General features: G+C 60.3%; 25 protein-coding genes. 20 read left to right on the forward strand and 5 right to left on the reverse strand.

Annotated features, from left to right (window positions below; all coding sequences use genetic code 11):
* The first annotated feature begins 288 nt into the window (after window positions 1-288).
* The gene (locus C2846_RS11515; RefSeq protein WP_080051056.1) at window positions 289-1,014 is read left to right on the forward strand and encodes a TorF family putative porin; all 726 of its coding nucleotides are present in this window, start codon (window positions 289-291) and stop codon (window positions 1,012-1,014) included.
* A 108-nt stretch (window positions 1,015-1,122) separates the two neighbouring features.
* Here the strand turns inward: C2846_RS11515 and dcd are convergent, their stop codons facing one another.
* The 3 genes from dcd to dctP all read right to left on the reverse strand — a co-directional run bounded on the left by dcd (window position 1,123) and on the right by dctP (window position 4,206).
* Window positions 1,123-1,689: a dCTP deaminase gene (dcd, locus tag C2846_RS11520; RefSeq protein ID WP_080051057.1), complete on the reverse strand. Its 567-nt coding sequence runs from the start codon at window positions 1,687-1,689 to the stop codon at window positions 1,123-1,125.
* A gap of 65 nt (window positions 1,690-1,754) precedes the next feature.
* A complete protein-coding gene (apbC, locus tag C2846_RS11525; protein ID WP_080051058.1) occupies window positions 1,755-2,846 on the reverse strand; it encodes an iron-sulfur cluster carrier protein ApbC in 1,092 nt (363 codons plus the stop codon).
* 298 nt (window positions 2,847-3,144) lie between these two features.
* Window positions 3,145-4,206: a TRAP transporter substrate-binding protein DctP gene (gene dctP, locus C2846_RS11530; protein ID WP_080051059.1), complete on the reverse strand. Its 1,062-nt coding sequence runs from the start codon at window positions 4,204-4,206 to the stop codon at window positions 3,145-3,147.
* 212 nt (window positions 4,207-4,418) lie between these two features.
* Here dctP and C2846_RS11535 point away from each other — a divergent pair, with 212 nt between their 5' ends.
* Both C2846_RS11535 and C2846_RS11540 read left to right on the forward strand, forming a co-directional pair.
* A complete protein-coding gene (locus C2846_RS11535) occupies window positions 4,419-5,021 on the forward strand; it encodes a TRAP transporter small permease (protein WP_119701501.1) in 603 nt (200 codons plus the stop codon).
* Window positions 5,021-6,301 (forward strand): TRAP transporter large permease, encoded by a 1,281-nt coding sequence (locus C2846_RS11540; protein WP_119701502.1) that lies wholly within the window; start codon window positions 5,021-5,023, stop codon window positions 6,299-6,301. The genes C2846_RS11535 and C2846_RS11540 overlap by 1 nt, the downstream gene beginning before the upstream one ends.
* 23 nt (window positions 6,302-6,324) lie before the next feature.
* Here the strand turns inward: C2846_RS11540 and C2846_RS11545 are convergent, their stop codons facing one another.
* A complete protein-coding gene (locus C2846_RS11545) occupies window positions 6,325-6,954 on the reverse strand; it encodes an alpha/beta family hydrolase (protein ID WP_119701513.1) in 630 nt (209 codons plus the stop codon).
* A 400-nt stretch (window positions 6,955-7,354) separates the two neighbouring features.
* On the opposite strand from C2846_RS11545, the gene ccoN reads away from it, so the two are divergent.
* From ccoN to C2846_RS11615, 14 genes are all read left to right on the forward strand, one after another.
* Complete coding sequence (ccoN, locus tag C2846_RS11550; protein WP_080051061.1) at window positions 7,355-8,782, forward strand: cytochrome-c oxidase, cbb3-type subunit I; 1,428 nt, start codon at window positions 7,355-7,357, stop codon at window positions 8,780-8,782.
* A gap of 11 nt (window positions 8,783-8,793) precedes the next feature.
* A complete protein-coding gene (gene ccoO, locus C2846_RS11555; RefSeq protein WP_080051062.1) occupies window positions 8,794-9,405 on the forward strand; it encodes a cytochrome-c oxidase, cbb3-type subunit II in 612 nt (203 codons plus the stop codon).
* 6 nt (window positions 9,406-9,411) lie between these two features.
* Window positions 9,412-9,603 carry a cbb3-type cytochrome oxidase subunit 3 gene (locus C2846_RS11560; RefSeq protein WP_080051063.1) on the forward strand — a complete coding sequence of 64 codons (192 nt, stop codon included), beginning with the start codon at window positions 9,412-9,414 and terminating at the stop codon, window positions 9,601-9,603.
* Window positions 9,600-10,484 (forward strand): cytochrome-c oxidase, cbb3-type subunit III, encoded by an 885-nt coding sequence (gene ccoP, locus C2846_RS11565; protein ID WP_080051064.1) that lies wholly within the window; start codon window positions 9,600-9,602, stop codon window positions 10,482-10,484. Before C2846_RS11560 ends, ccoP begins: the two co-directional genes overlap by 4 nt.
* A 139-nt stretch (window positions 10,485-10,623) precedes the next feature.
* Entirely contained in the window at window positions 10,624-12,036 is a 1,413-nt protein-coding gene (gene ccoG, locus C2846_RS11570; protein ID WP_080051065.1) for a cytochrome c oxidase accessory protein CcoG, read from the forward strand.
* 4 nt (window positions 12,037-12,040) lie between these two features.
* Complete coding sequence (locus C2846_RS11575) at window positions 12,041-12,556, forward strand: FixH family protein (RefSeq protein ID WP_165443813.1); 516 nt, start codon at window positions 12,041-12,043, stop codon at window positions 12,554-12,556.
* Between the two features lie 4 nt (window positions 12,557-12,560).
* Entirely contained in the window at window positions 12,561-15,014 is a 2,454-nt protein-coding gene (locus tag C2846_RS11580; protein ID WP_119701503.1) for a heavy metal translocating P-type ATPase, read from the forward strand.
* The gene (gene ccoS / locus C2846_RS11585) at window positions 15,011-15,241 is read left to right on the forward strand and encodes a cbb3-type cytochrome oxidase assembly protein CcoS (RefSeq protein WP_080051068.1); all 231 of its coding nucleotides are present in this window, start codon (window positions 15,011-15,013) and stop codon (window positions 15,239-15,241) included. The genes C2846_RS11580 and ccoS overlap by 4 nt, the downstream gene beginning before the upstream one ends.
* Window positions 15,238-15,969: a sulfite exporter TauE/SafE family protein gene (locus C2846_RS11590; protein WP_080051069.1), complete on the forward strand. Its 732-nt coding sequence runs from the start codon at window positions 15,238-15,240 to the stop codon at window positions 15,967-15,969. Before ccoS ends, C2846_RS11590 begins: the two co-directional genes overlap by 4 nt.
* 89 nt (window positions 15,970-16,058) lie before the next feature.
* On the forward strand, window positions 16,059-16,790 hold the full coding sequence (fnr, locus tag C2846_RS11595) for a fumarate/nitrate reduction transcriptional regulator Fnr (protein ID WP_080051070.1): 732 nt from the start codon (window positions 16,059-16,061) through the stop codon (window positions 16,788-16,790).
* A 24-nt stretch (window positions 16,791-16,814) separates the two neighbouring features.
* Window positions 16,815-17,360, forward strand: a complete 546-nt coding sequence (locus C2846_RS11600) for an adenine phosphoribosyltransferase (protein ID WP_080051071.1) — start codon at window positions 16,815-16,817, stop codon at window positions 17,358-17,360.
* A 58-nt stretch (window positions 17,361-17,418) separates the two neighbouring features.
* Complete coding sequence (locus tag C2846_RS11605) at window positions 17,419-18,288, forward strand: ion transporter (RefSeq protein WP_119701504.1); 870 nt, start codon at window positions 17,419-17,421, stop codon at window positions 18,286-18,288.
* Window positions 18,266-19,462, forward strand: a complete 1,197-nt coding sequence (locus tag C2846_RS11610) for an MFS transporter (RefSeq protein WP_119701505.1) — start codon at window positions 18,266-18,268, stop codon at window positions 19,460-19,462. Before C2846_RS11605 ends, C2846_RS11610 begins: the two co-directional genes overlap by 23 nt.
* A 105-nt stretch (window positions 19,463-19,567) precedes the next feature.
* Complete coding sequence (locus tag C2846_RS11615; RefSeq protein WP_080051073.1) at window positions 19,568-20,212, forward strand: response regulator; 645 nt, start codon at window positions 19,568-19,570, stop codon at window positions 20,210-20,212.
* On the opposite strand, the gene C2846_RS11620 is transcribed toward C2846_RS11615, so the two are convergent.
* A complete protein-coding gene (locus C2846_RS11620) occupies window positions 20,202-21,992 on the reverse strand; it encodes a hybrid sensor histidine kinase/response regulator (RefSeq protein WP_080051074.1) in 1,791 nt (596 codons plus the stop codon). The two genes, C2846_RS11615 and C2846_RS11620, sit on opposite strands and share 11 nt — an antisense overlap.
* A 152-nt stretch (window positions 21,993-22,144) precedes the next feature.
* On the opposite strand from C2846_RS11620, the gene C2846_RS11625 reads away from it, so the two are divergent.
* The 3 genes from C2846_RS11625 to C2846_RS11635 all read left to right on the forward strand — a co-directional run bounded on the left by C2846_RS11625 (window position 22,145) and on the right by C2846_RS11635 (window position 24,761).
* Window positions 22,145-22,711, forward strand: a complete 567-nt coding sequence (locus tag C2846_RS11625; protein WP_080051075.1) for a hypothetical protein — start codon at window positions 22,145-22,147, stop codon at window positions 22,709-22,711.
* 99 nt (window positions 22,712-22,810) lie between these two features.
* A complete protein-coding gene (locus tag C2846_RS11630) occupies window positions 22,811-23,845 on the forward strand; it encodes an NADP-dependent oxidoreductase (protein ID WP_119701506.1) in 1,035 nt (344 codons plus the stop codon).
* A 367-nt stretch (window positions 23,846-24,212) separates the two neighbouring features.
* On the forward strand, window positions 24,213-24,761 hold the full coding sequence (locus tag C2846_RS11635; RefSeq protein WP_205890197.1) for a YdeI/OmpD-associated family protein: 549 nt from the start codon (window positions 24,213-24,215) through the stop codon (window positions 24,759-24,761).
* Window positions 24,762-24,926: the final 165 nt, after the last annotated feature.

Below are 24,926 nucleotides of genomic sequence, written 5' to 3' on the forward strand. Positions count from 1 at the left end.
GTTGCCTTGTTTATCACTATAGTCATTGTCGCAAACCGGTGACCGCCCTCGTTGACCTGGATCAACCGGATAACGGACTCCCCTGCATGCACCACCGCCCCGAACTGGCGCACCACCACAGTGCAATCGTTCCGCAAAAAGCTGACCGAAATCATACTCATAACACCACAAAATACACATAACCACATGAAATAAAACAAGAAATAAAAACTGGCAAGCTACGTGCTATGTAACCCGTGCCAACACATTCAAAACTTTTTGAATCACACGACATGGGGTACTACCAATATGATGAAAAAACTTGCAGTTGCCGTCGCCACCGCCAGCACCCTCGGCTTTGCCACTCTGGCCCATGCAGAAGAGTTCGATACCCCGATCGGTAAAATCGACGCCAGCATGACCGCCACCCTGGCAACCGATTACATCTGGCGCGGCCAGTCGCAGACTGCTGGTGCCGGCGCGGTTCAGGGCAGCCTGGATTTCGCCCACGAGTCCGGCCTGTATATCGGCGCCTGGGCTTCCAACGTCGACGCCGACGCCTTTGATGCCAGCGTGGAAATCGATTACTACTTTGGCTGGGCCGGCAACATCACAGATGAAATCGAGCTGGACCTGGGCTGGGCGACTTACACCTACCCGAAAGCCGGTGGTGATGCCAGTGTCGACGAAGTTCTGGCCAGTATCGGTCTGTACGGCTTCACCTTGGGCGCCAAATACGCCTACGACCCGGAAAGTGCGCTGTACACCTACATTGGTTACGGCTTCGAACTGCCCTACGAATTCGGCCTTGACCTGCACTACGGTCGCACTGACACCAAGGATCCGCTGAGTTCGGTACAGAGCAAAGAGAAGTACGATGACTGGGCTGTCACCGTCAGCAAGGACTTCGTAGGTATCGACTGGGCACTGATGTACTCAGACACCAACATCAAGGGCGGCACCTGCAGCGAATGGTATGGCAAAAGCCGTTATTGCAGCGGCAACTGGACTTTCTCAGCCACCAAGAGCTTCTAAAACCATTCAGGCGCCTTCGGGCGCCTGAATTGTATTTGCTCCTTGCAGCAACTACGCCGGTCTCAAGGTTGTGCCACGGCAACCTTGATCACCGGCGTCTTTTTTACCTTACGCCTTGGGCAGGGTTACACCGCGCTGGCCCTGGTACTTGCCGCCGCGGTCTTTGTATGAGACTTCGCAGGACTCATCAGACTCGAAGAACAGCATCTGAGCCACGCCTTCATTGGCGTAGATTTTGGCCGGCAAGGTAGTAGTGTTGGAAAACTCCAGGGTCACATGCCCTTCCCACTCTGGCTCAAGCGGAGTGACATTAACGATAATGCCGCAGCGGGCATAGGTGCTCTTGCCCAGACAGATGGTCAGCACATTGCGCGGAATACGGAAGTATTCGACGGTACGGGCCAGGGCGAACGAGTTCGGCGGAATGATGCATACATCGCCCTTCACATCCACAAAGCTCTTTTCGTCGAAATGCTTGGGATCCACCGTAGCCGAATGAATGTTGGTGAACACCTTGAACTCATCGGCACAACGCACATCGTAACCGTAACTGGACACCCCATAAGAAATCATCCGATTGCCCTCGGCGCCGCGTACCTGACGCTCGACGAACGGCTCAATCATGCCGTGCTCCTGGGACATGCGACGAATCCAGCGGTCTGACTTGATGCTCATGGTGTGTCCTGCATAAGGATTGGGTGAAAAATGATCGGGCATTCTAGCCGGTTATGACTAAGCTGTCAGTCATCGCTGATGCTGATACTGGGCATGGCCGGTGCCTGAGCCCGCTCGGCAATCCGTGCGCCCACATGCCGGGCCATATCCTGGTAAATCATGCTGATCTGGCATTCGGGCTCAGCCACCACGGTCGGGGTTCCGCCATCGGCCTGCTCGCGAATCATCATCGACAGCGGCATAGAAGCCAGCAGATCAACACCGTATTGCTCGGCCAGGCGCTCGCCACCACCCTCGCCGAACAGATGCTCGGCATGACCGCAATTGGAGCAGATGTGAATGGCCATGTTCTCGACCACCCCCAGCACCGGAATATTGACCTTGTTGAACATCTCGATCCCTTTCTTGGCATCGAGCAGTGCCAGGTCCTGCGGTGTGGTCACGATCACCGCGCCGGTTACCGGCACCTTCTGGGCTAGCGTCAGCTGGATATCCCCGGTCCCCGGCGGCATGTCCACCACCAGGTAGTCGAGATCATCCCAGGCAGTCTGAGTCAGCAACTGCATCAGCGCCCCGGAAACCATCGGCCCACGCCAGACTACCGGGGTATTGTCATCAACCAGAAAAGCCATGGACATGACCTGCACGCCATGGGCAGTCGGCGGAATAAACAGCTTCTGATCCTTGACCTGAGGCCGGGTACCTTCGGGCAACCCCAGCATCAAGCCCATGCTAGGGCCATAGATATCGGCGTCCAGCACCCCGACCCGGGCACCTTCACGGGCCAGCGCCAGCGCCAGATTGACCGCCGTGGTGGATTTGCCCACCCCGCCCTTGCCTGACGCGACGGCGATGATGTTTTTGACATTGCGCAGCGCCTCGATACTGCCCTGAGCAGGAGCGCTCGCCACTTCACAAGCTACGCTGATGGTCGCCGACTCGACACCCGCCACCGACTCGACCGCCACCTGCAACATTTGCTCGATACCGGCCCGAATACCGGCTGCCGCATAGCCCAGCACCAGCTCAGCCTCAACCTTGCCGCCCTCAATCCGCAGATCACGCAAACAGCCCGCGCTGATCAGATCGGTTTGCAGGTAAGGATCTTGATATTGGCCAAGAGCGCGCTCTACGGCACTACGGTCGACGGTATGCATGGGGGCTTCCAGCGAAGAAACAGGGGGTGGGTATGCTAACACAAGCTGGAAACACTGATTAAATCAGTTTCGGTGCTGGCCCAATTGTCACTGACCTGTTCTGGACACGCCGTGAACCCCTCCGGGTCCGGCCAACCGATCACAGATCGGTCGGCGTTCAGCTGCGCACCAAGCATGCTTGGTAAACGCTTGCCTCACCCACGGGGGCTTGACGATGCCCGTCCGGGGCATCGACAGTCCAGAACAGGTCAGCGACAACCGGGCTACTGAGCTTGGGTGCAATTAATCAGTGGTTCCTTTACTCAGCCGAATAGGCCTCATCGGTCATATCCACCAGCACCGTCATCAGCCGCGTACCGCGCTCACCGACCATCTCGGCAAAGGTCTCGCGCACCGGGATGCTGAGTTCACGGAATACCTCGCGCTCTTCAGGCGTCAGGTACACCAGCTCGATATCGCTGTTGCTGGTGATGATGTCCAGCCGTTCGCTATTGAGCCGGGTCTGTACTTCATGGATATAGGGCACCAGCTCGACCACGGCTTCTTCAATAACCTGCTTGTGCTCATCGCTCAGCCCATCGTACCAGTCGCGATTGGCCATGAAGGTGGCAATGAATTGCGCCTGATTGGCAAAGATCAGGTAATCCTGGACTTGATAGAAATCCATCTCCTGATGCGCGAAGACCGGCTGGATATTGCCGTCAATCTGGCCAAGCTGCATACCGCTGAACAGCTCGCCATACTCCATGGTGGTCGGATCGGCGCCATAGGCCCGATAGGTCTCGCGCAACAGGCGGTTGTCCATGGTCCGGATCGCCACCCCGCTGAAATCATCAGGGCTGCGAATTGCCTTGTTGGCGCTCCATACCTGCCAGCCTTCGGGCACTATCGCCAATGGTTGCAGGTCACGCTCACGGAAAGACTCGAGCAAGTCGGGATGCTTGCGAAAAGCCGGGTCATTGAGTATCTGGGTGTTCTGCCACTCATCATCGCCCAGCACGAAGTTGAGGCTGAACAACTGCGACTCGGGCACAGTGCCGCCCAGGAATCCCGAGCCAAAGGCCAACTGCACCGCACCGGCCTGGACCTGATCATAGATATCAGTCAAACCACCGAGTTGCCCGTAGGGAAACAGACGCACATCAACCGCTCCTGCGGTTTTCTCGGTCACCAGTTCAGCAAACTTGGCTGCGTACTCATACTGCACGCTGCCTTCAATTTCTTCCAACGCAAAACCCCAGGTTTCCACCTGGACTTCAGGCTCCGCCGACGGAGTGCTTGCCGCCTGCTGCTGGTCGTCCGAACCACAAGCCGCCAGAAACAGTGCCGCCACCCCTATACAGCCATTACGCCAATTCATGGAACGCTCCTTTTCGATTGTTCTGGTTTGCTTTTAAACCTTAACACATGACCCCGACATGTCCATGCCGTGCACAAACGACGAATATGGGTTATGTTCAAAAAAGGGGCTTAGGGAGAGCTCCATTCCGCATCATGACCAAAGCGTCCTGAAAAGACTCATAAACGCGCAGCCAGCCTTGCCCTGCGCCAGGAACAGCAGAGGACCAGCCAATGCCGAGGACTGCCGACCCATCGGCCAGCCACTCGATCAAGCGACTGCTCGGAAAGATTCTGGGCACCCTGGACCTGATCACCGAACACATCGAAAAAACCATTCTGGCCGGTAGCGTGCTGTTTCTTGCCGGCCTGCTGATCACCCACGTACTGGGCCGGCAACTATTTGGCAGCGGCGTCGCCGGCCAGGTCGAACTGACCCAGGTGGCGCTGGTAATCATGACCTTCGCCGGCATCGGCTATGCAGTGCGCCGGGCCAGGCATATCTGCATGTCGGCATTCTATGACCAGCTCAAGGGCAAGCTGCGCAAGTCGATGCTGGTAGCCATCAGCCTGCTCACCGGCGCACTGATGTTCTATCTGGCCTGGCACGCCTGGGATTACGTCAGCGCGATCCAGAGCCGTGGCCGCACCTCTTCGGCCCGGCAGATACCGTTGTGGATTCCCTATCTGGCTGCCCCCATCGGCTTTGCCCTGGCGGGCCTGCAATACTGGCTGACCGTGGCCCGCAACCTGCTGTCACCGGGCATCTGGCGCTCGTTCTCAGAACCTGAACGCTATGAGCAGGCACCGGGAGCCAACGTGTCAAGGGTCGAATGATGCTGACCCTGACCTTCGTCACTATGTTTGTTCTACTACTGCTCGGCTTTCCGATGATGGTGCCGTTGCTGGTCGCCAGCTTGATGCTGCTGTTTCTGGTGATTGGCCTGGACAATGTTGGCCTGCTGATGGGCCAGATGATCAGCGGCGTACAGTCCTGGGCTCTGGCCGCGGTACCGCTGTTCATCTTTGCCGCCGACCTGATGACTCGAGGCCACACCGCCAACCGCCTGCTCGATCTGGTCCAGAGCTTCGTCGGCCACCTGCGCGGCGGGCTACCGATCACCACAGCCGCCAGCTGCACCCTGTTTGGCGCGGTCTCCGGCTCAACCCAGGCTACGGTAGTGGCCATGGGCGGACCAATGCGCCCCAAACTTCTGGAAAAGGGTTACTCGGACAGTTTCTCACTGGCCCTGATCATCAATGCCAGCGACATTGCCCTACTGATTCCACCCAGCATCGGCATGATCATCTACGGTGTGGTCGCCGGCGCCTCGATTGGCGACCTGTTCATCGCTGGCATCCTGCCTGGGCTGCTGATTCTTCTGCTGTTCTCGTTCTACGCCTGGGTAGCATCACGGCGCATGGGCATTGAGCCTGAGCCAAGAGTCGGCTGGGGCTTGCGTCTCAAAGCTCTGCGCAAGGCCCTGCTGCCCCTGGGCTTCCCGCTGGTGGTGGTCGGCGGTATTTATGCCGGCTACTTCAGCCCAACCGAGGCGGCAGCTATCGCCGTGCTCTACGCCCTGCTGCTGGAAGTGGTTATTCTGCGCGCAGTCAAACTCCGCGAGCTGTGGGATGTGGCATTGTCCACCGGGCTGATTACCTCGGTGGTGTTCATACTGGTGGCCGCCGGCAATGCCTTTACCTACAGCATTTCCTTTGCCGGCATCCCCCAGGCGATTATCGGTCCGGTGATCGAGGTGATCGGCGACAGCCCGACACTGGTGCTGGCCATGATCGCGGTGGCCTTTTTCATTGGCTGCATGTTTGTCGATCCGATCGTCGTAATCCTGATCCTGACCCCGCTGTTCAAGCCGGCCGTGGATGCCGCCGGGCTGGACCCGGTTCACGTCGGCGTGATCGTGACCCTGCAGGCTGCCATCGGTTCAGCTACCCCGCCCTTCGGTTGCGATATATTCACCGCCATGGCGGTATTTCGCAGGCCGTACCTGGATGTGATCCGTGGCACGCCGCCGTTCATCTTCATCCTGCTGCTGGCAACGGTACTGCTGATCCTGTTCCCGCAGATTTCCCTGTGGCTGCCGTCACTGGCCGCCTGAGGCCTTCGCAGGCGCGAAGGGCGTTAGCTCTTGGAGATCACACCCTGCACAAAAGCCAGGGTCGCTTCGGCTGCTTCTTCTATTAATAGTGCCTGGGTGCGACCGCTGGCCTTGAGTGGCTTGAAATCATGATCGCCGCTTTCCAGCCAATGCACCTGCAGGCTGTCGGCCAACCGATAGCCACTGACCTCTTCCGGCCGACCGAACGGATCGCGGGTGCCCTGAACCACCAGTGCCGGCGTGGCCAGCGCCTCAAGATGAGCAGTACGGGTCTTCTCCGGCTTACCGGGCGGGTGAAACGGATAACCGTAGCAGACCAGTCCCAGCGCCCCCAACTCATCGACCAGCAGGCTGGCAACCCGCCCACCCATTGATTTGCCGCCCACCAGCCAGGGGCCGCTCATGCTTGCGGCCTGCTCACGCAGGCACTGCTGCAGGGCTGGTAAGGGATTGGGTGGGCGCTTGCGTCCGTCCTCACGCCGTGCAGCCATATAAGGAAACTCGAAGCGCACTACCCGGATACCCCGTTCACACAGAGCGGCGCTCAACTGCTCCATGAACGGGCTGTCCATGGGCGCACCAGCACCGTGGGCAAGCAAGAGGGTCGCTAGCGGGGGATTGCCGGGCTCTGCCAGCAGCAGGTTGTCAGTCATTGGGGCCATTCGCATTCAACTTGAGGATGAAACGCTACCGCCCAAAGTTCTGTGCGACAAGATGCCACACTGACCAAGGGGGTAATTTCTTCACATAAGCCCAACAGCATACTAAGCTTTTGAAATTGCACACCAGCCGATCCCAACAATCACAGGTGCGCTAGCGCCAGAACCCGCATGTTTGGGGGCTGGCAATACCTCTTGCGACATGCCGAAGCCGGCCACCAAACAATCCTTTGGAAGCTTAGGCAGGACAGAACCACAAGTAGTGCAGGACGCGCCGCAGAGCGCCCGTAACACGTTGTTACCTTGACTTGTGTCATTGCAAACAGTGCGGTGTTTCCTCATACTTGCGACCGCTTTGAACCCTAAAAACCCATTGCTATCCGTGGAATCTCGCATGAGCACAGCTACCACTCCGACAGCTTATAACTACAAGGTGGTACGCCAGTTCGCCGTCATGACGGTGGTCTGGGGTATCGTGGGCATGGCCCTGGGCGTCTTTCTTGCCGCTCAGCTGGTCTGGCCCGCCCTTAACTTTGACCTTCCCTGGACCAGCTTCGGCCGTCTGCGTCCACTGCATACCAATGCAGTGATCTTCGCATTCGGCGGTAGCGCGCTGTTCGCCACCTCCTACTATGTGGTGCAACGCACCTCGCAGGCCCGTCTGATTTCCGACGGTCTGGCCGCCTTCACCTTCTGGGGCTGGCAAGCCGTGATCGTGCTGGCTGTCATCACCCTGCCGCTGGGCTACACCACCACTAAAGAGTACGCCGAGCTGGAGTGGCCGATCGGCATTCTGATCGCCGTAGTCTGGGTGAGCTATGCGCTGGTGTTCTTCGGCACCATCATGAAGCGCAAGATGAAGCACATCTATGTCGGTAACTGGTTCTTCGGTGCCTTCATCATCACGGTAGCGGTGCTGCATATCGTCAACAACCTGGCGATCCCGGTCACCCTGACCAAGTCCTATTCCATCTACTCGGGCGCCGCTGATGCGATGATCCAGTGGTGGTATGGCCACAACGCGGTAGGTTTCTTCCTGACTGCCGGCTTCCTGGGCATGATGTACTACTTCGTTCCCAAGCAGGCCGAACGTCCGATCTACTCCTACCGTCTGTCGATCGTGCACTTCTGGGCGCTGATCTCCATCTATATCTGGGCCGGTCCGCACCACCTGCACTACACCGCTTTGCCTGACTGGGCTCAGTCACTGGGCATGATCATGTCCCTGATCCTGCTGGCTCCGAGCTGGGGTGGCATGATCAACGGTATGATGACCCTGTCCGGCGCCTGGCATAAGCTGCGCACCGACCCGATCCTGCGCTTCCTGGTGGTTTCCCTGGCGTTCTACGGCATGTCGACCTTCGAAGGTCCGATGATGGCGATCAAGACCGTCAACGCCCTGTCGCACTACACTGACTGGACCATCGGCCACGTACACGCCGGCGCTCTGGGCTGGGTAGCCATGATCTCCATCGGGTCGCTCTACCACCTGATTCCGAAGGTATTCGGTCGTGAGCAGATGTACAGCACTGCGCTGATCAACGCTCACTTCTGGCTGGCTACCATCGGCACCGTGTTGTACATCGTCTCCATGTGGGTCAACGGTATCACCCAGGGCCTGATGTGGCGTGCAGTCAACGTCGACGGCACCCTGACCTACTCCTTCGTCGAAGCGCTGGAAGCCAGCCACCCGGGCTTTGTGGTCCGCATGATCGGTGGCGCCTTCTTCGTAATCGGCATGCTGCTGATGGCCTACAACGTATGGCGCACCATCCGTGCCGCCCAGCCGGCCGAAATTCGTGCCGCTGCCCAGATGGCTTGAGGAGTTGATTGATGAGACAACATGAACTCGTAGAAAAGAATCTGGGCCTGCTGGTCGTGCTGATCGTGGTTGCGATCAGCTTCGGCGGCCTGACTCAGATCGTCCCGCTGTTCTTCCAGAAGGAAACCACCGTACCGGTCGAGGGCCTGCGCCCCTACACCGCGGTTGAGCTGGAAGGCCGCGACATTTACATCCGTGAAGGCTGCGTTGGCTGCCACTCCCAGATGATTCGCCCGTTCCGGGCTGAAACCGAGCGCTATGGCCACTACTCCGTGGCCGGCGAGAGCGTTTGGGAGCACCCGTTCCTGTGGGGCTCCAAGCGTACCGGTCCGGACCTGGCTCGCGTGGGTCAGCGCTACTCCGACGACTGGCATCGTGCCCACCTGATCAACCCGCGTGACGTAGTGCCGGAATCGAAGATGCCGTCCTACCCGTGGTTGCAGGAAAACGTGCTCGACGGCAAGTACACTGCACGCAAGATGCAGGCTCTGCGTCGCCTCGGCGTGCCTTACACCGACGAAGACATCGCCGGTGCCCAGGAAGCGGTCAAAGGTGTATCCGAAATGGATGCCCTGATCGCCTACCTGCAGCACCTCGGCACTGTCATCTCGGAACGCCGGTAAACCGCCATGGATATCAACACTCTCCGCGGCATCGCCACCTTGCTGGTCTTGGTGGCATTCATCGGAATCACCGTATGGGCCTACAGCTCATACAAGAAAAAAGACTTCGAGGAAGCGGCCAACCTGCCGTTTGCCGACGAGCCCGATGACAACAAGGCGCCCCGTGAGCAGCAAGACGCTAGGAGTAACAAAGAATGAGCAATTTCTGGAGCGGGTACATTATTGTCCTGACCCTGACCACCCTTGGTCTGATCCTCTGGTTGCTGTTCGCCACCCGCAAGGGCCAGCGCTCGGAACAGACTGAGGAAACCCTGGGTCACGCTTTCGACGGTATTGAAGAGTATGACAACCCCCTGCCCCGCTGGTGGTTCATCCTGTTCATGGCCACCTTCATATTCAGCGCCATCTACCTGGTGCTGTTCCCGGGCCTGGGCAAGTGGCCAGGCGTACTGGGCTGGACCCAGGTCAACCAGTACGAGCGTGAAGTAGAGCGTGCTGAAGCACAGTTCGCCCCGATCTTCGCCCGTTACGCCAACCTGTCGGTCGAAGAAGTTGCTCGCGACCCTGAGGCTGTCCGCATTGGTCAGCGTCTGTTCGCGGTCAACTGCTCGGTCTGTCACGGTTCCGATGCGCGCGGCGCCTTCGGCTTCCCGAACCTGACCGACAATGACTGGATCTGGGGCGGCTCGCCGGAGCAGATTCACACCACCATCGCCCAGGGCCGTCAGGCCGCGATGCCAGCCTGGCTGGCAGTGATCGGCGAAGATGGCGTGCGCAACGTGGCCGGCTACGTCCGTCACCTGTCCGGGCTGGAAACCGAAAACGTCAATCTTGACGCTGGCAAGCAAGTCTTCCAGAGCACCTGTGTGGCCTGCCATGGTCCCGAAGGTAAAGGCAACCCGATGCTCGGTGCGCCCGACCTGACCAACGACACCTGGCTGTATGGTTCCAGCATGCTGCAGGTTCAGCACACCATCCGCTACGGCCGTAACGGCAACATGCCGGCTCAGGCCCACCTGGGTGAAGACAAGATCCACATGCTGACCGCCTACGTTTACAGCCTGTCCCTCGAGGACTAGTAAACAACTGCGCGACCTCTGGTCGCATGGTACGAAGTACCCAGCCATACTATCCTCAGTATGCTGATTCGTACCCGGCCCGACCGGCCAATCAACCGGTCGGGCCATCCCCTCCCCCGCACTTCATGGTCCTGCTGCTATGACTGAAAAGATTCCCGTCAAAGACGTTACCACCGGCAAGGTTGAAACCTACGATCTGTACGCCAAGCGCGAGAAGATCCAGGTCCGGTCGTACCAGGGGCTGTTCAAGAACATCCGGCTGATCGGGGTGGGGTTTCTGTTTCTGCTGTACTTCGGTACCGCCTGGATTCAATGGGACGGCCGCCAGGCCGTGCTCTGGGATCTGCCAGCCCGGCAGTTCCACATTTTCAGCGCCACCTTCCAGCCGCAGGACTTCTTCCTGCTGTCGTTCCTGCTGATCATCTGCGCCTTCGGCCTGTTCTTCATCACCGTGTTCGCCGGCCGGGTCTGGTGCGGCTACACCTGCCCGCAAACCGTCTGGACCTGGATTTTCATGTGGGCCGAACGGGTAACCGAAGGTGAGCGCAACGCCCGTATCAAGCTCGACAAGGCCCCACTCAGCGCCAACAAAGTGCTACGCAAGAGCGCCAAGCACGGCATCTGGTTGGGCGTCTCACTGATCACCGCGCTGACCTTTGTCGGCTACTTCACCCCAATTCGCGGGCTGGTTGTCGACACCCTGACATGGCAGATCGGTGGCTGGGCCTTGTTCTGGGTATTTTTCTTCACCGCCGCCACCTATATCAACGCCGGCTGGCTGCGCGAACAGGTGTGCATCTATATGTGCCCCTACGCCCGCTTCCAGAGCGTGATGTTTGACAAGGACACCCTGATCGTCTCCTATGACGCCGCCCGAGGCGACCCGCGTGGCTCGCGGCGCAAAGACGCCGACTACAAGGCCGCCGGCCTGGGTGACTGCATCGACTGCAACGTCTGCGTCCAGGTCTGCCCGGTCGGTATTGATATTCGTGATGGCCTGCAGTACGAGTGCATCGGCTGCGCCGCCTGCGTTGATGCCTGCGACGAAATCATGGACAAGATGAACTACCCACGCGGGCTGATCCGCTATACCACCGAGCACAATCTGGCCGGCGAAGAGACCAAGATCCTGCGTCCACGCCTGCTCGGCTACGGCGCGGCTCTGGCGATCATGATTGGTCTATTCATCGTTACCGTCGGCAGCCTGGCCCAGGTCTCGCTGGATGTGGAGCGCGACCGAAATGTTCTGTATCGAGAAGTCCGCGGCGGCAATATCGAGAACGTGTATATTGTCAAAATTTTCAACAAGAGCCAGCAGGAACGCACCTACAGCCTGAGCGTTGAAGGGCACCCCGAACTGATTCTGGAAGTACCGGCCAACCGCCTGAGCGTTGAACCCAGCAGCCTGCTGCAGCTGCCGGTCAACGTTCAGCTCGACCCCGGCTTCATGCAGGGCACCAACATGCCCATCGTTTTCCGTGTGACCGCCCTGGATGACGACAGTATCTCGGCCACTTCCGAGAGTCGTTTCCTTGGCCCAACTGTCAGGTAATTTCATGACCGAGCAAGAGATCATCCCCCCGTGGTACAAGCAATTCTGGCCCTGGTTTCTGATCAGCATCCTGATCTTTGCCGTCTTCATCGGGCTGGGCCTGCTGACCATCGCCACCCTGAACCAGGACAGCATGGTGCGCGACAACTATTACAAGGAAGGCCGTGCCATCAACATGCACCTGGGACGTGACCAGATGGCCCGTGACCTGAATCTGGTCGCCGACTTCCAGATCGACGAGCTGACCGGTGAGATCAGCCTGGAACTGCAGGGCAAGCTGGAGAACTTGCCGGCCAACCTGCAACTGGACCTGATTTCCCCAACCCACGCCGACCGTGATCGCAGCGTGCTGCTCAAGCATGTCAGCGCCGAACAATATGTCGGCCAGCTTGAAGAGCCCATGCAGGGCCGCCTCTACATCGACCTCAGCGACCCTGCCCTGCCCGGTGAAGACGGCTGGCGCCTGACCGATGAACTGACCATCAGCATGGGCCAGCCGTACCGCCTAAGCGCCCGTTAAGTTCATGCAGCCCACCGCCTGTTACCACTGTGGTGAGCCGGCTCCGGCCGGCGCACCCTGGACCTGTGACATTCTCGGCCAGCCACGCACCATGTGCTGCCCGGGTTGCCAGGCGGTTGCCGAGGCGATCATCGCCGGCGGTCTGGAATCCTATTATCGTCACCGCACCGACAATGCCAGCAACCCCGAAGCCCTGCCCCGGGTACTGCAGGACGAGCTGGAAATGCTCGACCGCGCCGACATTCAGCAGCGCTATGTTGAAACCCACGGCGATCAGCAGCAGATCCAGCTACTGGTCGAAGGCATCAGTTGCGCCGCCTGTGGCTGGCTGATCGAAAAGCGTCTGGGCCAGCTCGACGGCGTTACCGACGTCAGCCTCAACCTCGGTAATCATCGCCTGAGTCTGAGCTGGCTTCCCGAGCAGACCCGTCTGTCGAGCCTGCTGGCCGAACTCAAGCGCATCGGCTACGTCGCTCATCCCTACGAAGCCGACAAGGCCAGTGAACAGATCAAGCAGGAAAATCGCCGTTACCTGAGACGCCTGGGCCTGGCCGGGTTGATGTTCATGCAGGTGATGATGGCGACCATGGCGCTGTCCCCGGAGTTCAATCAGGACCTCTCGGCGGAAATGACCATTCTGCTACGCTGGATCAGCCTGATCATGACCACCCCGGTGGTGTTCTACAGTTGCGCGCCATTCTTCCAGGGCGCCTGGCGTGACCTGCACAACCGTCGGCTGAGCATGGATGTGTCGGTATCGCTGGCCATTGGCGGCGCCTATCTGGCCGGCATCTGGGCCACCGTGACCCACACCGGAGAGGTGTATTTCGACTCGGTGACCATGTTCGCCTTCTTCCTGCTGGCTGGTCGCTATCTGGAACGCCGGGCCCGGCAGCGCACCGTCGAAAGCACCGCGAAACTGGTCAACCTGCTGCCGCCCAGCGCCATCCGCATCGACACCGACGGCCAGTCGCAGCGGATCATGCTCGACGAAATCCGCCCCGGCGACCTGCTGGAGGTCAAGCCCGGTGAAAGCATTCCGGCTGACGGCGTGATTGAGCAGGGCGTCAGCAGTATCAACGAGTCCGCCCTGTCTGGCGAATACCTGCCGCTGGCCAAGCGTAGCGGCGATGCAGTCACAGCCGGCACCCTGAATGTTGATGGTCCCCTGCGTATCCGGGTCGGCGCGGTCGGTGAACAGACCCGGCTGTCGGCCATTGTCCGCCTGCTCGAACGAGCCCAGGCAGACAAGCCACGACTGGGCCAACTGGCCGATCAGGTCGCGCAATACTTCCTGCTGATCGTACTCAGCGCCTCCGTGATCATTGGCGGCATCTGGTGGTGGGTGGCCAATGCCGACACGGCCTTCTGGATCGTACTGGCCATGCTGGTTGCCACCTGCCCCTGCGCCCTGTCACTGGCCACGCCTACCGCCCTGACCACCGCCACCGGCAGCCTGCACAAACTGGGTCTGCTGATTACTCGCGGCCACGTACTTGAAGGGCTGACCAAAATCGACACGGTAGTGCTGGACAAGACCGGCACGCTGACCGAAGGACGCATGACCCTGGAACGGGTCCAGCCCTTCCCCGGCCACGATGGCGATCGTGCACTGGAACTGGCCCGCCGTCTTGAAACCCGCTCCGAGCACCCGATTGCCCGCGCCTTTGGTCGCAGCCTGGAACCGGCTGAAACCGTTGAGAATCATCCCGGACAAGGGCTTGAAGGCATCTGCGATGGCCTGACCCTGCGAATCGGCAAGCCCGAATTCGTTGCCGCTCTGAGCGGTTTGCCTGCTCCGGCACTCCCCGACCAACCCGGTCAGTGGCTGCTATTGGGCGACCAGCAAGGACCGCTGGCCTGGTTCGTACTCAACGACCGCCTGCGCAACGACGCCCCAGAGCTGATCAGCGGGCTCAAGGCACGCGGGCTGGACGTCGTGCTGCTGTCCGGCGATCACGATCAGGTAGTCCAGCGCATGGCCCGGACCCTCGGTATCGAACAGGCCATCGGCAACGCCAGCCCGGACGACAAGCTGGCCTGGGTCCAGCAACGCCAGAACCAGGGCGCCAATGTGCTGATGCTCGGTGACGGCGTCAACGACGTACCGGTGCTGGCCAGCGCCAACATTTCCGTAGCCATGGGTGAAGCCTCTGACCTGGCCAAAACCAATGCCGATGCGGTCCTGCTCAGCAGTCACCTGAATGTCTTGCTGCAGGCACTGGACGGCGCCCACCGGACCCGGCGTATCATGATCCAGAACCTGTTCTGGGCCAGTGCCTACAATGCCGGCATCCTGCCCCTGGCAGCCCTGGGCTGGGTCACCCCGGCCCTGGCTGCTCTGGGGATGTCCGCCAGCTCGCTGCTGGTAGTACTCAATGCCCTGCGCCTGACCCGCCTGAAAGTCCGCCCGGCCAGCCCGGCAGTAGCGCCGCTGGGCCAGGAGAAGCTCGCATGACCGTACTCTACGTTCTGGTCCCCATTGCCGTTGTATTGGTGATCGTCGCCATCTGGGTATTTTCCTGGGCAGTCAACAGCGGCCAGTACGATGACCTCGACGGCCCGGCCCACAGCATCCTGTTCGACGACGAAGATCCGGCTCACCTCAAGGCCCTGCAGGAACACAACCCGGCCGAGCCCGATGCTGCGAATACCGAGGACGACCCCGAGAAACCGCAGACATGATTGAGCTGCTACCGCTACTGCTGACCGCACTGGCCCTGGGCCTGCTCGGTGGCGGACACTGCATCGGCATGTGTGGCGGACTGATGGGCGCCCTGACCCTGGCGATTCCCGCCGAGCAGCGCCACGGCTGGCGGCTGTGGCGCGTATTGCTTGGTTACAATTTTGGCCGCATCTCCAGCTACGCGCTGGCCGGCGCACTGGCCGGCAGCTTTGGCTGGCTGCTGCACAGTCTTGGCCTGGGAATCTGGCTGCGCCTGCTGGCTGGCCTGATGCTGATCGCCATGGGCTTGTATCTGGCCAACTGGTGGGCTGGGCTGACCCGGGTTGAAGCCCTCGGCCGACGACTCTGGCGCCACTTGGAACCCCGCGCCCGACGCCTGCTGCCAGTCACCCGCGCCCGTCAGGCCCTGGCACTTGGCGCGCTGTGGGGCTGGTTGCCATGTGGTCTGGTCTACAGCACCTTGATCTGGGCCAGCAGCCAGGGCAGTGCCGGATTATCGGCCAGCCTGATGCTGGCCTTCGGTCTGGGCACGCTGCCAACCCTGCTGGTGACCGGGCTGGCCGCCGAACGGATGATGGCCCTGCTACGCCAACGCCAGGTCCGCATCAGCGCCGCCCTGCTGGTGATTCTGTTCGGCCTCTGGACCTTGCCCGGCCCACACCACGGCTGGTTGACGGGTCATGGCAGCCATGACAGCGCCAGCCACAGCAGCAGTCATAGCCACTGATGGCATACACCCATTAAGCCATGGCAGAGCGGTGACGCTTGTTGTAGGCTTGCACATATCAGGATCACTACCCTTTTGGACGCCCCCTCATGACTGACGCTCTCAAACTGCGAGCCCTGCCCGAAGCCCACTGCAAGGACTGCAGCCTGGCCACCATGTGCCTGCCTCTGTCACTGCAAAGCGAAGAAATGGACATGCTCGACAGCATTGTCAAACGTGGTCGGCCCCTGAAGAAAGGTGAGATGCTGTTCCGTCAGGGTGATGCCTTCAGCTCGATCTACGCCCTGCGTTCCGGTGCGATCAAGACCTTCAGCCTGTCCGATAGCGGTGAGGAGCAGATCACCGGCTTCCACCTGGCCAGCGAGCTGATCGGCCTGTCCGGCATGGACAGCGAGCGTTACCCGGTTTCAGCCGTAGCCCTGGAAACCACCTCGATCTGCGAAATCCCCTTCAGCCGTCTGGACGACCTGACTGCCAGCATGCCGCTGCTGCGCAAGCAGGTCATGCGCCTGATGAGCCGCGAGATTCGTGACGACCAGCAGATGATGCTGCTGCTGTCGAAGAAAACCGCCGACGAGCGCATCGCTACCCTGCTGATCAACCTGTCAGCACGCTTCCGTGCCCGTGGCTACTCGGCCAAGTCGTTCCGCCTGGCGATGTCACGCAACGAGATCGGTAACTACCTGGGGCTCGCAGTGGAAACCGTGTCCCGGGTGTTTACCCGCTTCCAGCAGCAAGGTCTGATCGCTGCCGACGGCAAGCAGATCGACATTCTGGACCATACCCAACTCTGTGCACTGGCCGGTGGCCAGCTCGATTGACCGCCTTGCAGGATCGATTGCCCCATGATTTTTGACGAGTACACCATCAAGTCGCTGATCCGCCCGGTGCCGGACTTCCCCAAGCCCGGCGTGGTGTTCCGCGACATTACCCCGCTCTACCAGTCACCACGGGCCATGCGCATGGTTGCCGACAGCCTGATCCAGCGCTATGTCGAGTCCCCGGTGACCCATATCGGCGCAATTGATGCGCGCGGTTTTCTGCTCGGAGCAGTCCTGGCCTATGAGCTGAACAAGCCGCTGGTACTGTTCCGCAAGGCCGGCAAACTACCGGCCGACACCCTCAGCGAGAGCTATACCTCCGAGTATGGCGAATGTCATATTGAGGTACAGCGTGACGCCCTGCACGGTGGCGAACAGGTACTGCTGCTGGATGATCTGATCGCCACCGGCGGAACCTTCCTGGCTGCCGCCCGTCTGATCAAACAACTCGGTGCGGAAGTCTACGAAGCCGCCGCCATCATTGATCTGCCCGACCTGGGTGGCTCGCGGCGCATGCAGGACGCAGACATCCCGACCTTCACCCTGTGCGCCTTCGAAGAAAACGAGTAAACCTTCTGCCCGCCTCGTCCGGGGCGGGCTCGCCAACCTGTTAGCCTGACCGGATACCATGAGTACGACCCTAAACGCGACCCAACCCTGGCGCCAGCGCCTGGCGGAGTGGATTGAAAGCCCCCGCAGTCAATTTCTGATCATGGCCCTGATCATCGTCAATGCGGTGATTCTCGGCCTGGAAACCGCACCCAGCGTCATGCAGCACTGGGGCGGCCTGCTGAGTCGGCTCGACCAGTTGATCCTGGGCATTTTCGTCATCGAGATCAGTCTGCGCTTCATCGCCCATGACTGGCGGCTGCTACGCGACCCCTGGGGTCTGTTCGACACCCTGGTGATCGTCATTGCCCTGATTCCAGCTTCCGGCCCGCTGGCAGTACTGCGCGCCCTGCGGGTACTGCGGGTGTTGCGCCTGATCTCGATCGTGCCCAGCATGAAAATCGTGGTGCAATCGCTGCTGTCGGCCCTGCCGGGCATGGGCAGCATCATGGCGCTGATGGGGCTGGTGTTCTACGTCGCGGCGGTGATCGCCACCCAACTGTTCGGCGAACAGTTCCCGGACTGGTTCGGCACCCTGGGTGCCAGCCTCTATACCCTGTTCCAGGTCATGACTCTGGAGAGCTGGTCCATGGGTATCGTGCGTCCGGTGATGGAAGCCTATCCGCTGGCCTGGTTGTACTTCGTACCGTTCATCCTGATCGCCACCTTCATGATGCTCAACCTGTTCATCGCTGTGATCGTCGATGCGATCCAGAACCAGCGTGAGCGGGTCGCCGCCAGCAAGGCCGCCAGCCAGGGCAAGACTGTTGAGCCGACCGAACCGCACCGCTCCAGCCTGTCCGGCGCCAACCAGGAACTGCTGCTTGAGGAAGTACGGCAAATGCGCGCCGAACTGAGATCTCTGCGTGACCAACTCGGGGAACGCTGAAGCGCTGATTGAACGCGGCACGCCAGCCTACCGGCGTGCCTGTCTGGCCCTGGTAATCGCCTCACTGGTGGTATTCGCCAACCTCTATGCCCTGCATCCACTGCTACCACTGATCGCCAGCCAGTATCAGGTTTCGGTATTGCAGGCTGGTAACGCCTTCACCCTGACCAGCCTGACCCTGGGACTGGCGCTGCTCATTCTCGGACCGCTGTCCGATGCCATTGGTCGGCGCGCCCTGCTGATCGCCGGCCTGAGCGCCACCGCACTACTGACTCTGTGCATGGCCCTGGCGGACAACTTCACCACCCTGCTCTGGCTGCGCGCCGCCCTGGGCCTGGCCCTGGCCGTACTACCCGCCACCGCCGTGGCTTACCTTGGCGACAGCATGAGCCGCACCGCACTGGTCGGCGCAGTCGGTCTGTACATCAGCGGCAATACTCTGGGCGGGGCCGGTGGGCGTCTGGTCGGTGGCTTGATCGCTGATCACCTGGGGCTACAGGCGGTCTTCATTCTGGTTGGCGGAGTCAGTCTTGGCGCCGTGCTGCTGATCGCCTGGCTGCTACCACAGCCCCGCGCCTTCTGCCCGCAACCAATATCACTGGGCAACGTGCTTGGCAACTTCCGCCGGCACCTCGGCAACTCAGCGCTGTGGCCAGCCTTTCTGCTCGGCGGCCTCAACTTCCTGGTGTTCATCAACCTCTACACCTACCTGACCTTTCGCCTAAGCGCACCACCCTGGGCATTGGGCGCCACCGCCCTGGGGCTACTGTTTCTGACCTATCTGGGCGGCACCTTCTCGGCCATGTTGTCAGGGCGCTTTGGCATGCGGCAGATTCCCAAGGGCATGGCCATTGGCGTACTGATTCTGTTGCTGGGCAGCCTGCTGACCCTGGCCGATCAGCTTGGCCTGATAGTACTCGGCCTGCTGGCCAACTCCTTTGGGTTCTTCCTCACCCATTCGCTGGCCAACACCTGGGTCAACCAGCATGCCGAGTCGGCCAAAGCCAGCGCCACCTCGCTGTATTCGGTCTGTTACTACCTGGGCGCGGCCATCGGCATTTTTTATCTGGAGCCCTTCTGGCGCCTGGGCGGCTGGCTCTGGGTAGTCATCGGCGGGCTGCTGGTATTACTGGTCAACCTGATACTGATTGCCTATCTGTATCGCCAACAGTGAGAACCCGGTTCTGGACCTTAACCCTCAGGTTTCCTATTATCGACCGGCCTGACAATAACAACACGTAGCGCCGACAGAGCGCCACCCAATAGCAGGAGCCACGGCATGCCGACCACCACCTTGCCGCCAGACACCCGGTTGTTGTTGATCGACGACCACCAGATCTACCTTGACGGACTCAGCCTGACCCTTGGTCAACTATGCCGTGACGTCATTCTCGACCATGCTCGCACCGCCAGTCAGGCGGAAAGCCAGGTCAGCCAGCACAGCTACGACCTGATTCTGCTCGACCTGCAACTGCCCGACAGCAGCGGCCTGGCCCTGCTGCAAAAACTGCGCGAGCTGGACGGCGTCGTCCCCATCGCCATTCTCAGCGCCAGTACCAGCCCCAGCGACCTGAATGCTGCACTGCAACTGGGTGCCGCCGGCTTCATCAGCAAAACCGCCGACGGTCGCATGCTGCTCGATGCCGTTACCCGGCTGCTGTTTGGTGAACAGGTGGTGATTGCCAGCGAAAATCAACCGCTGGACCGACTCAGCAACGCCCGCGAACTGGGAGTAACCCCACGCCAACTGGAGATTCTTGATTTGCTGGCCGAAGGCTTGCCGAACAAGGCTATCTGTCAGCGCCTGTCGCTGTCCGAAGACACCGTCAAAACCCACCTCAAAGCGCTATTCGGCAGCCTTGACTGCCACAACCGCACCGAATGCGTCAGCAACGCCCGCCGCCTGGGGCTGGTCAGCTTTTGACCGGTAACAACCGTTGCAGTTGCCGGCGCAAACGCGCCGGCAACACCGGCTTGTAGATCATCTCGACATCAGCCAGACGCACGGCCTCGAGCAGAGTCTCACTGGTGTCGGCGGTAACCAGCAAAGCCGGCCCGGCATACAACTGCTGAGCCCTGAGCTGGCGGATAAACTGCAGACCGTCCAGCGAGCCTTCCAGGTGGAAATCACTCAACAGCAGATCGACCTCCAGCCCCGGCAGTGCCTGCATCGCCTGCTCGGCGCATTCAAAACCATGCACCTCACAGCCCCACTGGCGCAGCAGCAGCTCGGTCGCCTCGCGGTTGATCGCATCATTCTCCACCACCACTACCCGCCCCGACAGCCGCAAAGCCGGCAGCATCAGCCCGGCACCCGCCTGCTCCTCATGCCATTCAGCCTGTGGCACATCGAACCAGAAACGTGCACCCTGCCCCGGCGCCGACTGCACCCCTGACGGGTACTCCAGCAGGTGCATTAATTGCCGACAGATCGACAGCCCCAGCCCCACGCCCTTGTCCAGCGAGCGGGCCGGATTACGCAACTGGGTAAACTCATCGAAAATCCGCCCCTGCTCTTCTTCGCTCAAACCTATGCCGTCATCCACCACCGCCAGACGCAGGCTGTGCGGGCGGCGGCTGACCTCAATACGCACCTCGCTGGCCTGGGCATGCATCAACGCATTGTTCAGATGATTGCGAATCAGCCGCTCAAGCAGCAGAGGGTCACTATTGACCGCCGCATAGCGGGGACAGCTCAGGCTCAGCCTGACCCCGCGCTGGCGTGCGGTAGCCTCGACGCTGTCGAGCAAGCGCTGCAAAAACGGATTCAGATTGATGCTGCGTAGCTGCGGGTTGACCATCCCGACGCTCAACCGGGAAATATCCAGCAGCGAGCTGAGCATGTTCTGCAACAGACTGATCGAGTCGTTCAGCCGCCCCAGGGTACGACGCGCCTCAACATCCTGCACCCGCGCGTCCATGTGCTCGACAAACAGGCTCATGGCATGCAGTGGCTGACGCAAGTCATGGCTGGCAGTCGCCAGGAACCGGGTTTTGCTCTGGCTCTCGCGCTCAGCCCGGGTGCGGGCCGCATCCAGCAGGCGCTCGTTGAGATAGGCGCCGCGCAGCATGTGCTCATACAGGTAGGCACCCAGGCTGCCGATCAGGGTGAACGAGCCAAAGAACAGCAGATGACCAATCAACGCCGCCCGGCTCGCCCCAATCGCATACTCAGCACCGACAAAACTCAGCACGATGACCCACGAGCCAGCCACCGCATGGCGCATCGGCAAGCCGAGCAGAAAGAATCCGGCCAGCAGGATCAGATACAGGCCGTCGTGGGTCACCGGGATCGGCCCATCGGCCAGCCGCCCGACAATGATCACCATCACCACCATCAGTCCGGCACAAACATAACCCAAAGTCGACACCGCAAAGGCTCGCACCGGCTCGACCCGGCCTGGTCGATTGGAATACCACAGGGTGAACATCACCAGCAGCAACACCGCCAGCCGCACCGGCACGGTAAGGCGGTGAACCATTTCAGGCAGAAACAGCAGATCGACCCAAACGAACAGCAGCATGAAAGCAATGCAAGAGCCGCCAACCAGCCAGACCCGGCTGCACATCTTCACATGCAGGTAACGCAGAAAGCCGGATTCCAGCTCGGCACTGAAACGCAGCCGGGTGTAGCCACGGCGCTGGGCCAGCAAGGCCGGCTCGTCAATCAACTCAGCACTTTGTGAGGTAGTAGAAGTGTGCATCCGCTCTATACCATGGTCTTAGTTATTATCGTTATTGCATGCAGTAATATAGCAACATAGGCTCAGGTGTAATCAATTTAAAAACAGTGCATTACCTGCTGTTTTTATAGCTATCCTTTAGACTAGAACGCTAACTGAGCCAGGATGCCGCCATGAGACCGTTACTTGCGAGTCCATCTGACACCACCCCCGGCAATCAGCCGCCCGGTAGTGCCCTTGCTGCTCAAATCACCTCGCTCCTGCCCGCCGACAGCCTGCGCCAAGGCATCATAGTCCCAACGCTAAGCTGGCTCGGAATCACTGAACACGGTGCAGACAGCCTGTTGCTAGGCACGCTGCTGGCCTGTGCCAGCCTGCCGGCAGACAAGCGCCCCGCAGGTGCCATAGGCCCCTTCGCCATTACCCCCGAGTACCACCTCAGCCTCTGGGACGACTACCTGGCGCAAGACCCTGATCTGGCCAGCCGGGTTCGCGGGCTCGCCAGCCAGCGGGGGTTCCTTCAGGATCCCCACGCCGAGCTTGGCTTCAACCTGGGCTATGCCAGCGCCATCGCCTGGCTGATCTACCAGCGTCAGGCCATCTGCCTGAACGAACACACCGACCTGCGCGGCCTGGCCCGCCTGTGGCAGACAGCCTACCCCCATCAGGGAGGCCGTGCCAGCGACTTTCTCGCCGCCTGGCGCCGGGCCTTCAACAATGAGGGTAGCATCTCAGCCTGATCGATAACCCAACATCAGCGCCACATAACCTGCTTGACCCCCGCCCCGGGGCCACCCATGCTCAGTTCCTGCCTTGATCTTCATTACAGGAGTCTCAGCATGCCCCAGTCCAACAGCATCAACCGCCAGATTCTGCTCGCCTCACGCCCGGTCGGCGCCCCGACCCCGGCCAACTTCCAACTGGTGGAAACCCCAATCCCGCAACCCGGCCCCGGACAGATGCTGCTGCGCGCCAAGTGGATGTCGCTCGACCCCTACATGCGCGGACGCATGAGCGACGCCAAATCCTATGCCGACCCGGTGCCGGTCGGAGGCGTAATGACCTGCGGTGCCGTGTGTGAAGTCATGCAATCCAACCACGACGGCTACGCCCCCGGCGATCTGGTCATGTCCTACACCGCCGGCTGGCAGGACTACTCGGTCAGCGACGGCACCATGGTGTTCAAGCTCGACAAACACATGGCCGAACCTTCGCAGGCGCTCGGGGTGCTCGGCATGCCCGGCTTCACCGGCTATATGGGCCTGCTCGACATCGGCCAGCCCAAATCCGGCGAAACCGTCGTAGTCGCCGCCGCCACCGGCCCGGTCGGCGCCGTCGTCGGCCAGGTGGCCAAGCTCAAAGGCTGCCATGTGGTCGGCATTGCCGGTGGCGCCGAGAAATGCGCCTACGCCGTCAATGAACTCGGCTTCGACGCCTGCCTCGACCACAAACAGGCCGACCTGGCCGAACAACTGGCCAAGGCCTGCCCCAAGGGTATCGACGTCTACTTCGAAAACGTCGGCGGCAAGGTCTTCGACGCCGTCATGCCCCTGCTCAACGCCCACGCCCGCATCCCTGTCTGCGGCCTGATTGCCCAGTACAACGCCACCGAACTACCTGCTGGTCCTGACCGCATGCCGCAACTTATGCGCCTGATCCTCAGCCAGCGAATCCGCATGCAAGGCTTCATCATCTTCGACAACTACGGCCCCTACTACCCCGACTTTCTCAAGGAAATGACACCCTGGGTCGCCGAAGGCAAGGTCAAAGTAAAAGAAGACCGCGTAACAGGCCTGGAAAACGCCCCGCAAGCCTTTATCGGCCTGCTCGAAGGCAAGAACTTCGGCAAGCTGGTAGTCAAAATCGCCGACTAACCAACCCCACCACCCGGAACGCTCCAACCCCGAAGCGTTCCGGGTTTCCTGGGAATGCTCGAGCATCTGCTCGAACAAAGGCGAACCCCGCCCCAACTCTCCCCTCTTGGCAATCGCCCTCTCGCAAGACACACTGACATCATCCAAAGCCAACGGCACAGCTCAATACAGGGAAGGTTGATTGCATGAGCAAAACAGAGAAGTCACGTGATTACGCCGCAGCGTCCACCAAAGTCCGCATACCTTTGACTTAAAAGAGAAAATCACCGAGTAAAATGAGGCCTGCGCGTGATTATAAAGAAGCCTCTGGAATGTGGTCATAAAATTGTCGATCTACTTCACTGTTGGGAGCTTCAGGAGCCGCGAAGTGGCAAAAATTAATTGCCCCCCGTTCAAAACGAAGTTGCTGCGCCCGGCAAAGCCGGGAGATGATGATTCATGGGCGTTTCTTGTGCTACCGAGGAGCATAAGCGATGCCCTGCCGAGACGCGGCAGAACCTCAGTTCAAGGCGCTATCAACGGGCATCCTTTCCAAGCTACGCTCGAACCGGATGGCCAGCTTAGCCATTGGCTTCGGGTAGACATGAACCTACGCGAAGCAGCAGGCGTGCAGTTTGGCGAGATGGTCACCGTTCAGATTTCCCCAGTGAGTCCCGAGCCTGAGCCCACAGTGCCAGATGACCTGCAGCAAGCCCTTGATGCGTGCCCGGAGGCCAAGACTGTCTGGGAGGCCACAACTACCATTGCACGCGTCGACTGGGTTCACTGGGTTGAGTCCGCGAAGCAGGCCAAGACGCGAAAGAGCCGCGTGGAGAACGCCTGCGATATGCTTGCCAAAGGCAAGAAACGGGTTTGTTGTTTTGATCAATCCGGTTACTACAGCAAGAGCCTCAACGCTCCCGAGGCAATGAGGTAGCGGGAGGATGCTGTTTAACAACGCGCTCCAGCCGGCCGTCAAACCGCTGCGCGATTTGCCGTCGGCTGAGCGCAGGCGTTGAACATCATTGCAGACTCTATGAAAATTCTATTTTTATTACCCTCATTTTGGGCGCTTGGTACCCGAGTTACCCACGGAGAGTAG

It is taken from the genome of Pseudomonas jilinensis (genome assembly GCF_003586265.1).
Taxonomy (GTDB): Bacteria; Pseudomonadota; Gammaproteobacteria; order Pseudomonadales; family Pseudomonadaceae; genus Halopseudomonas; species Halopseudomonas phragmitis.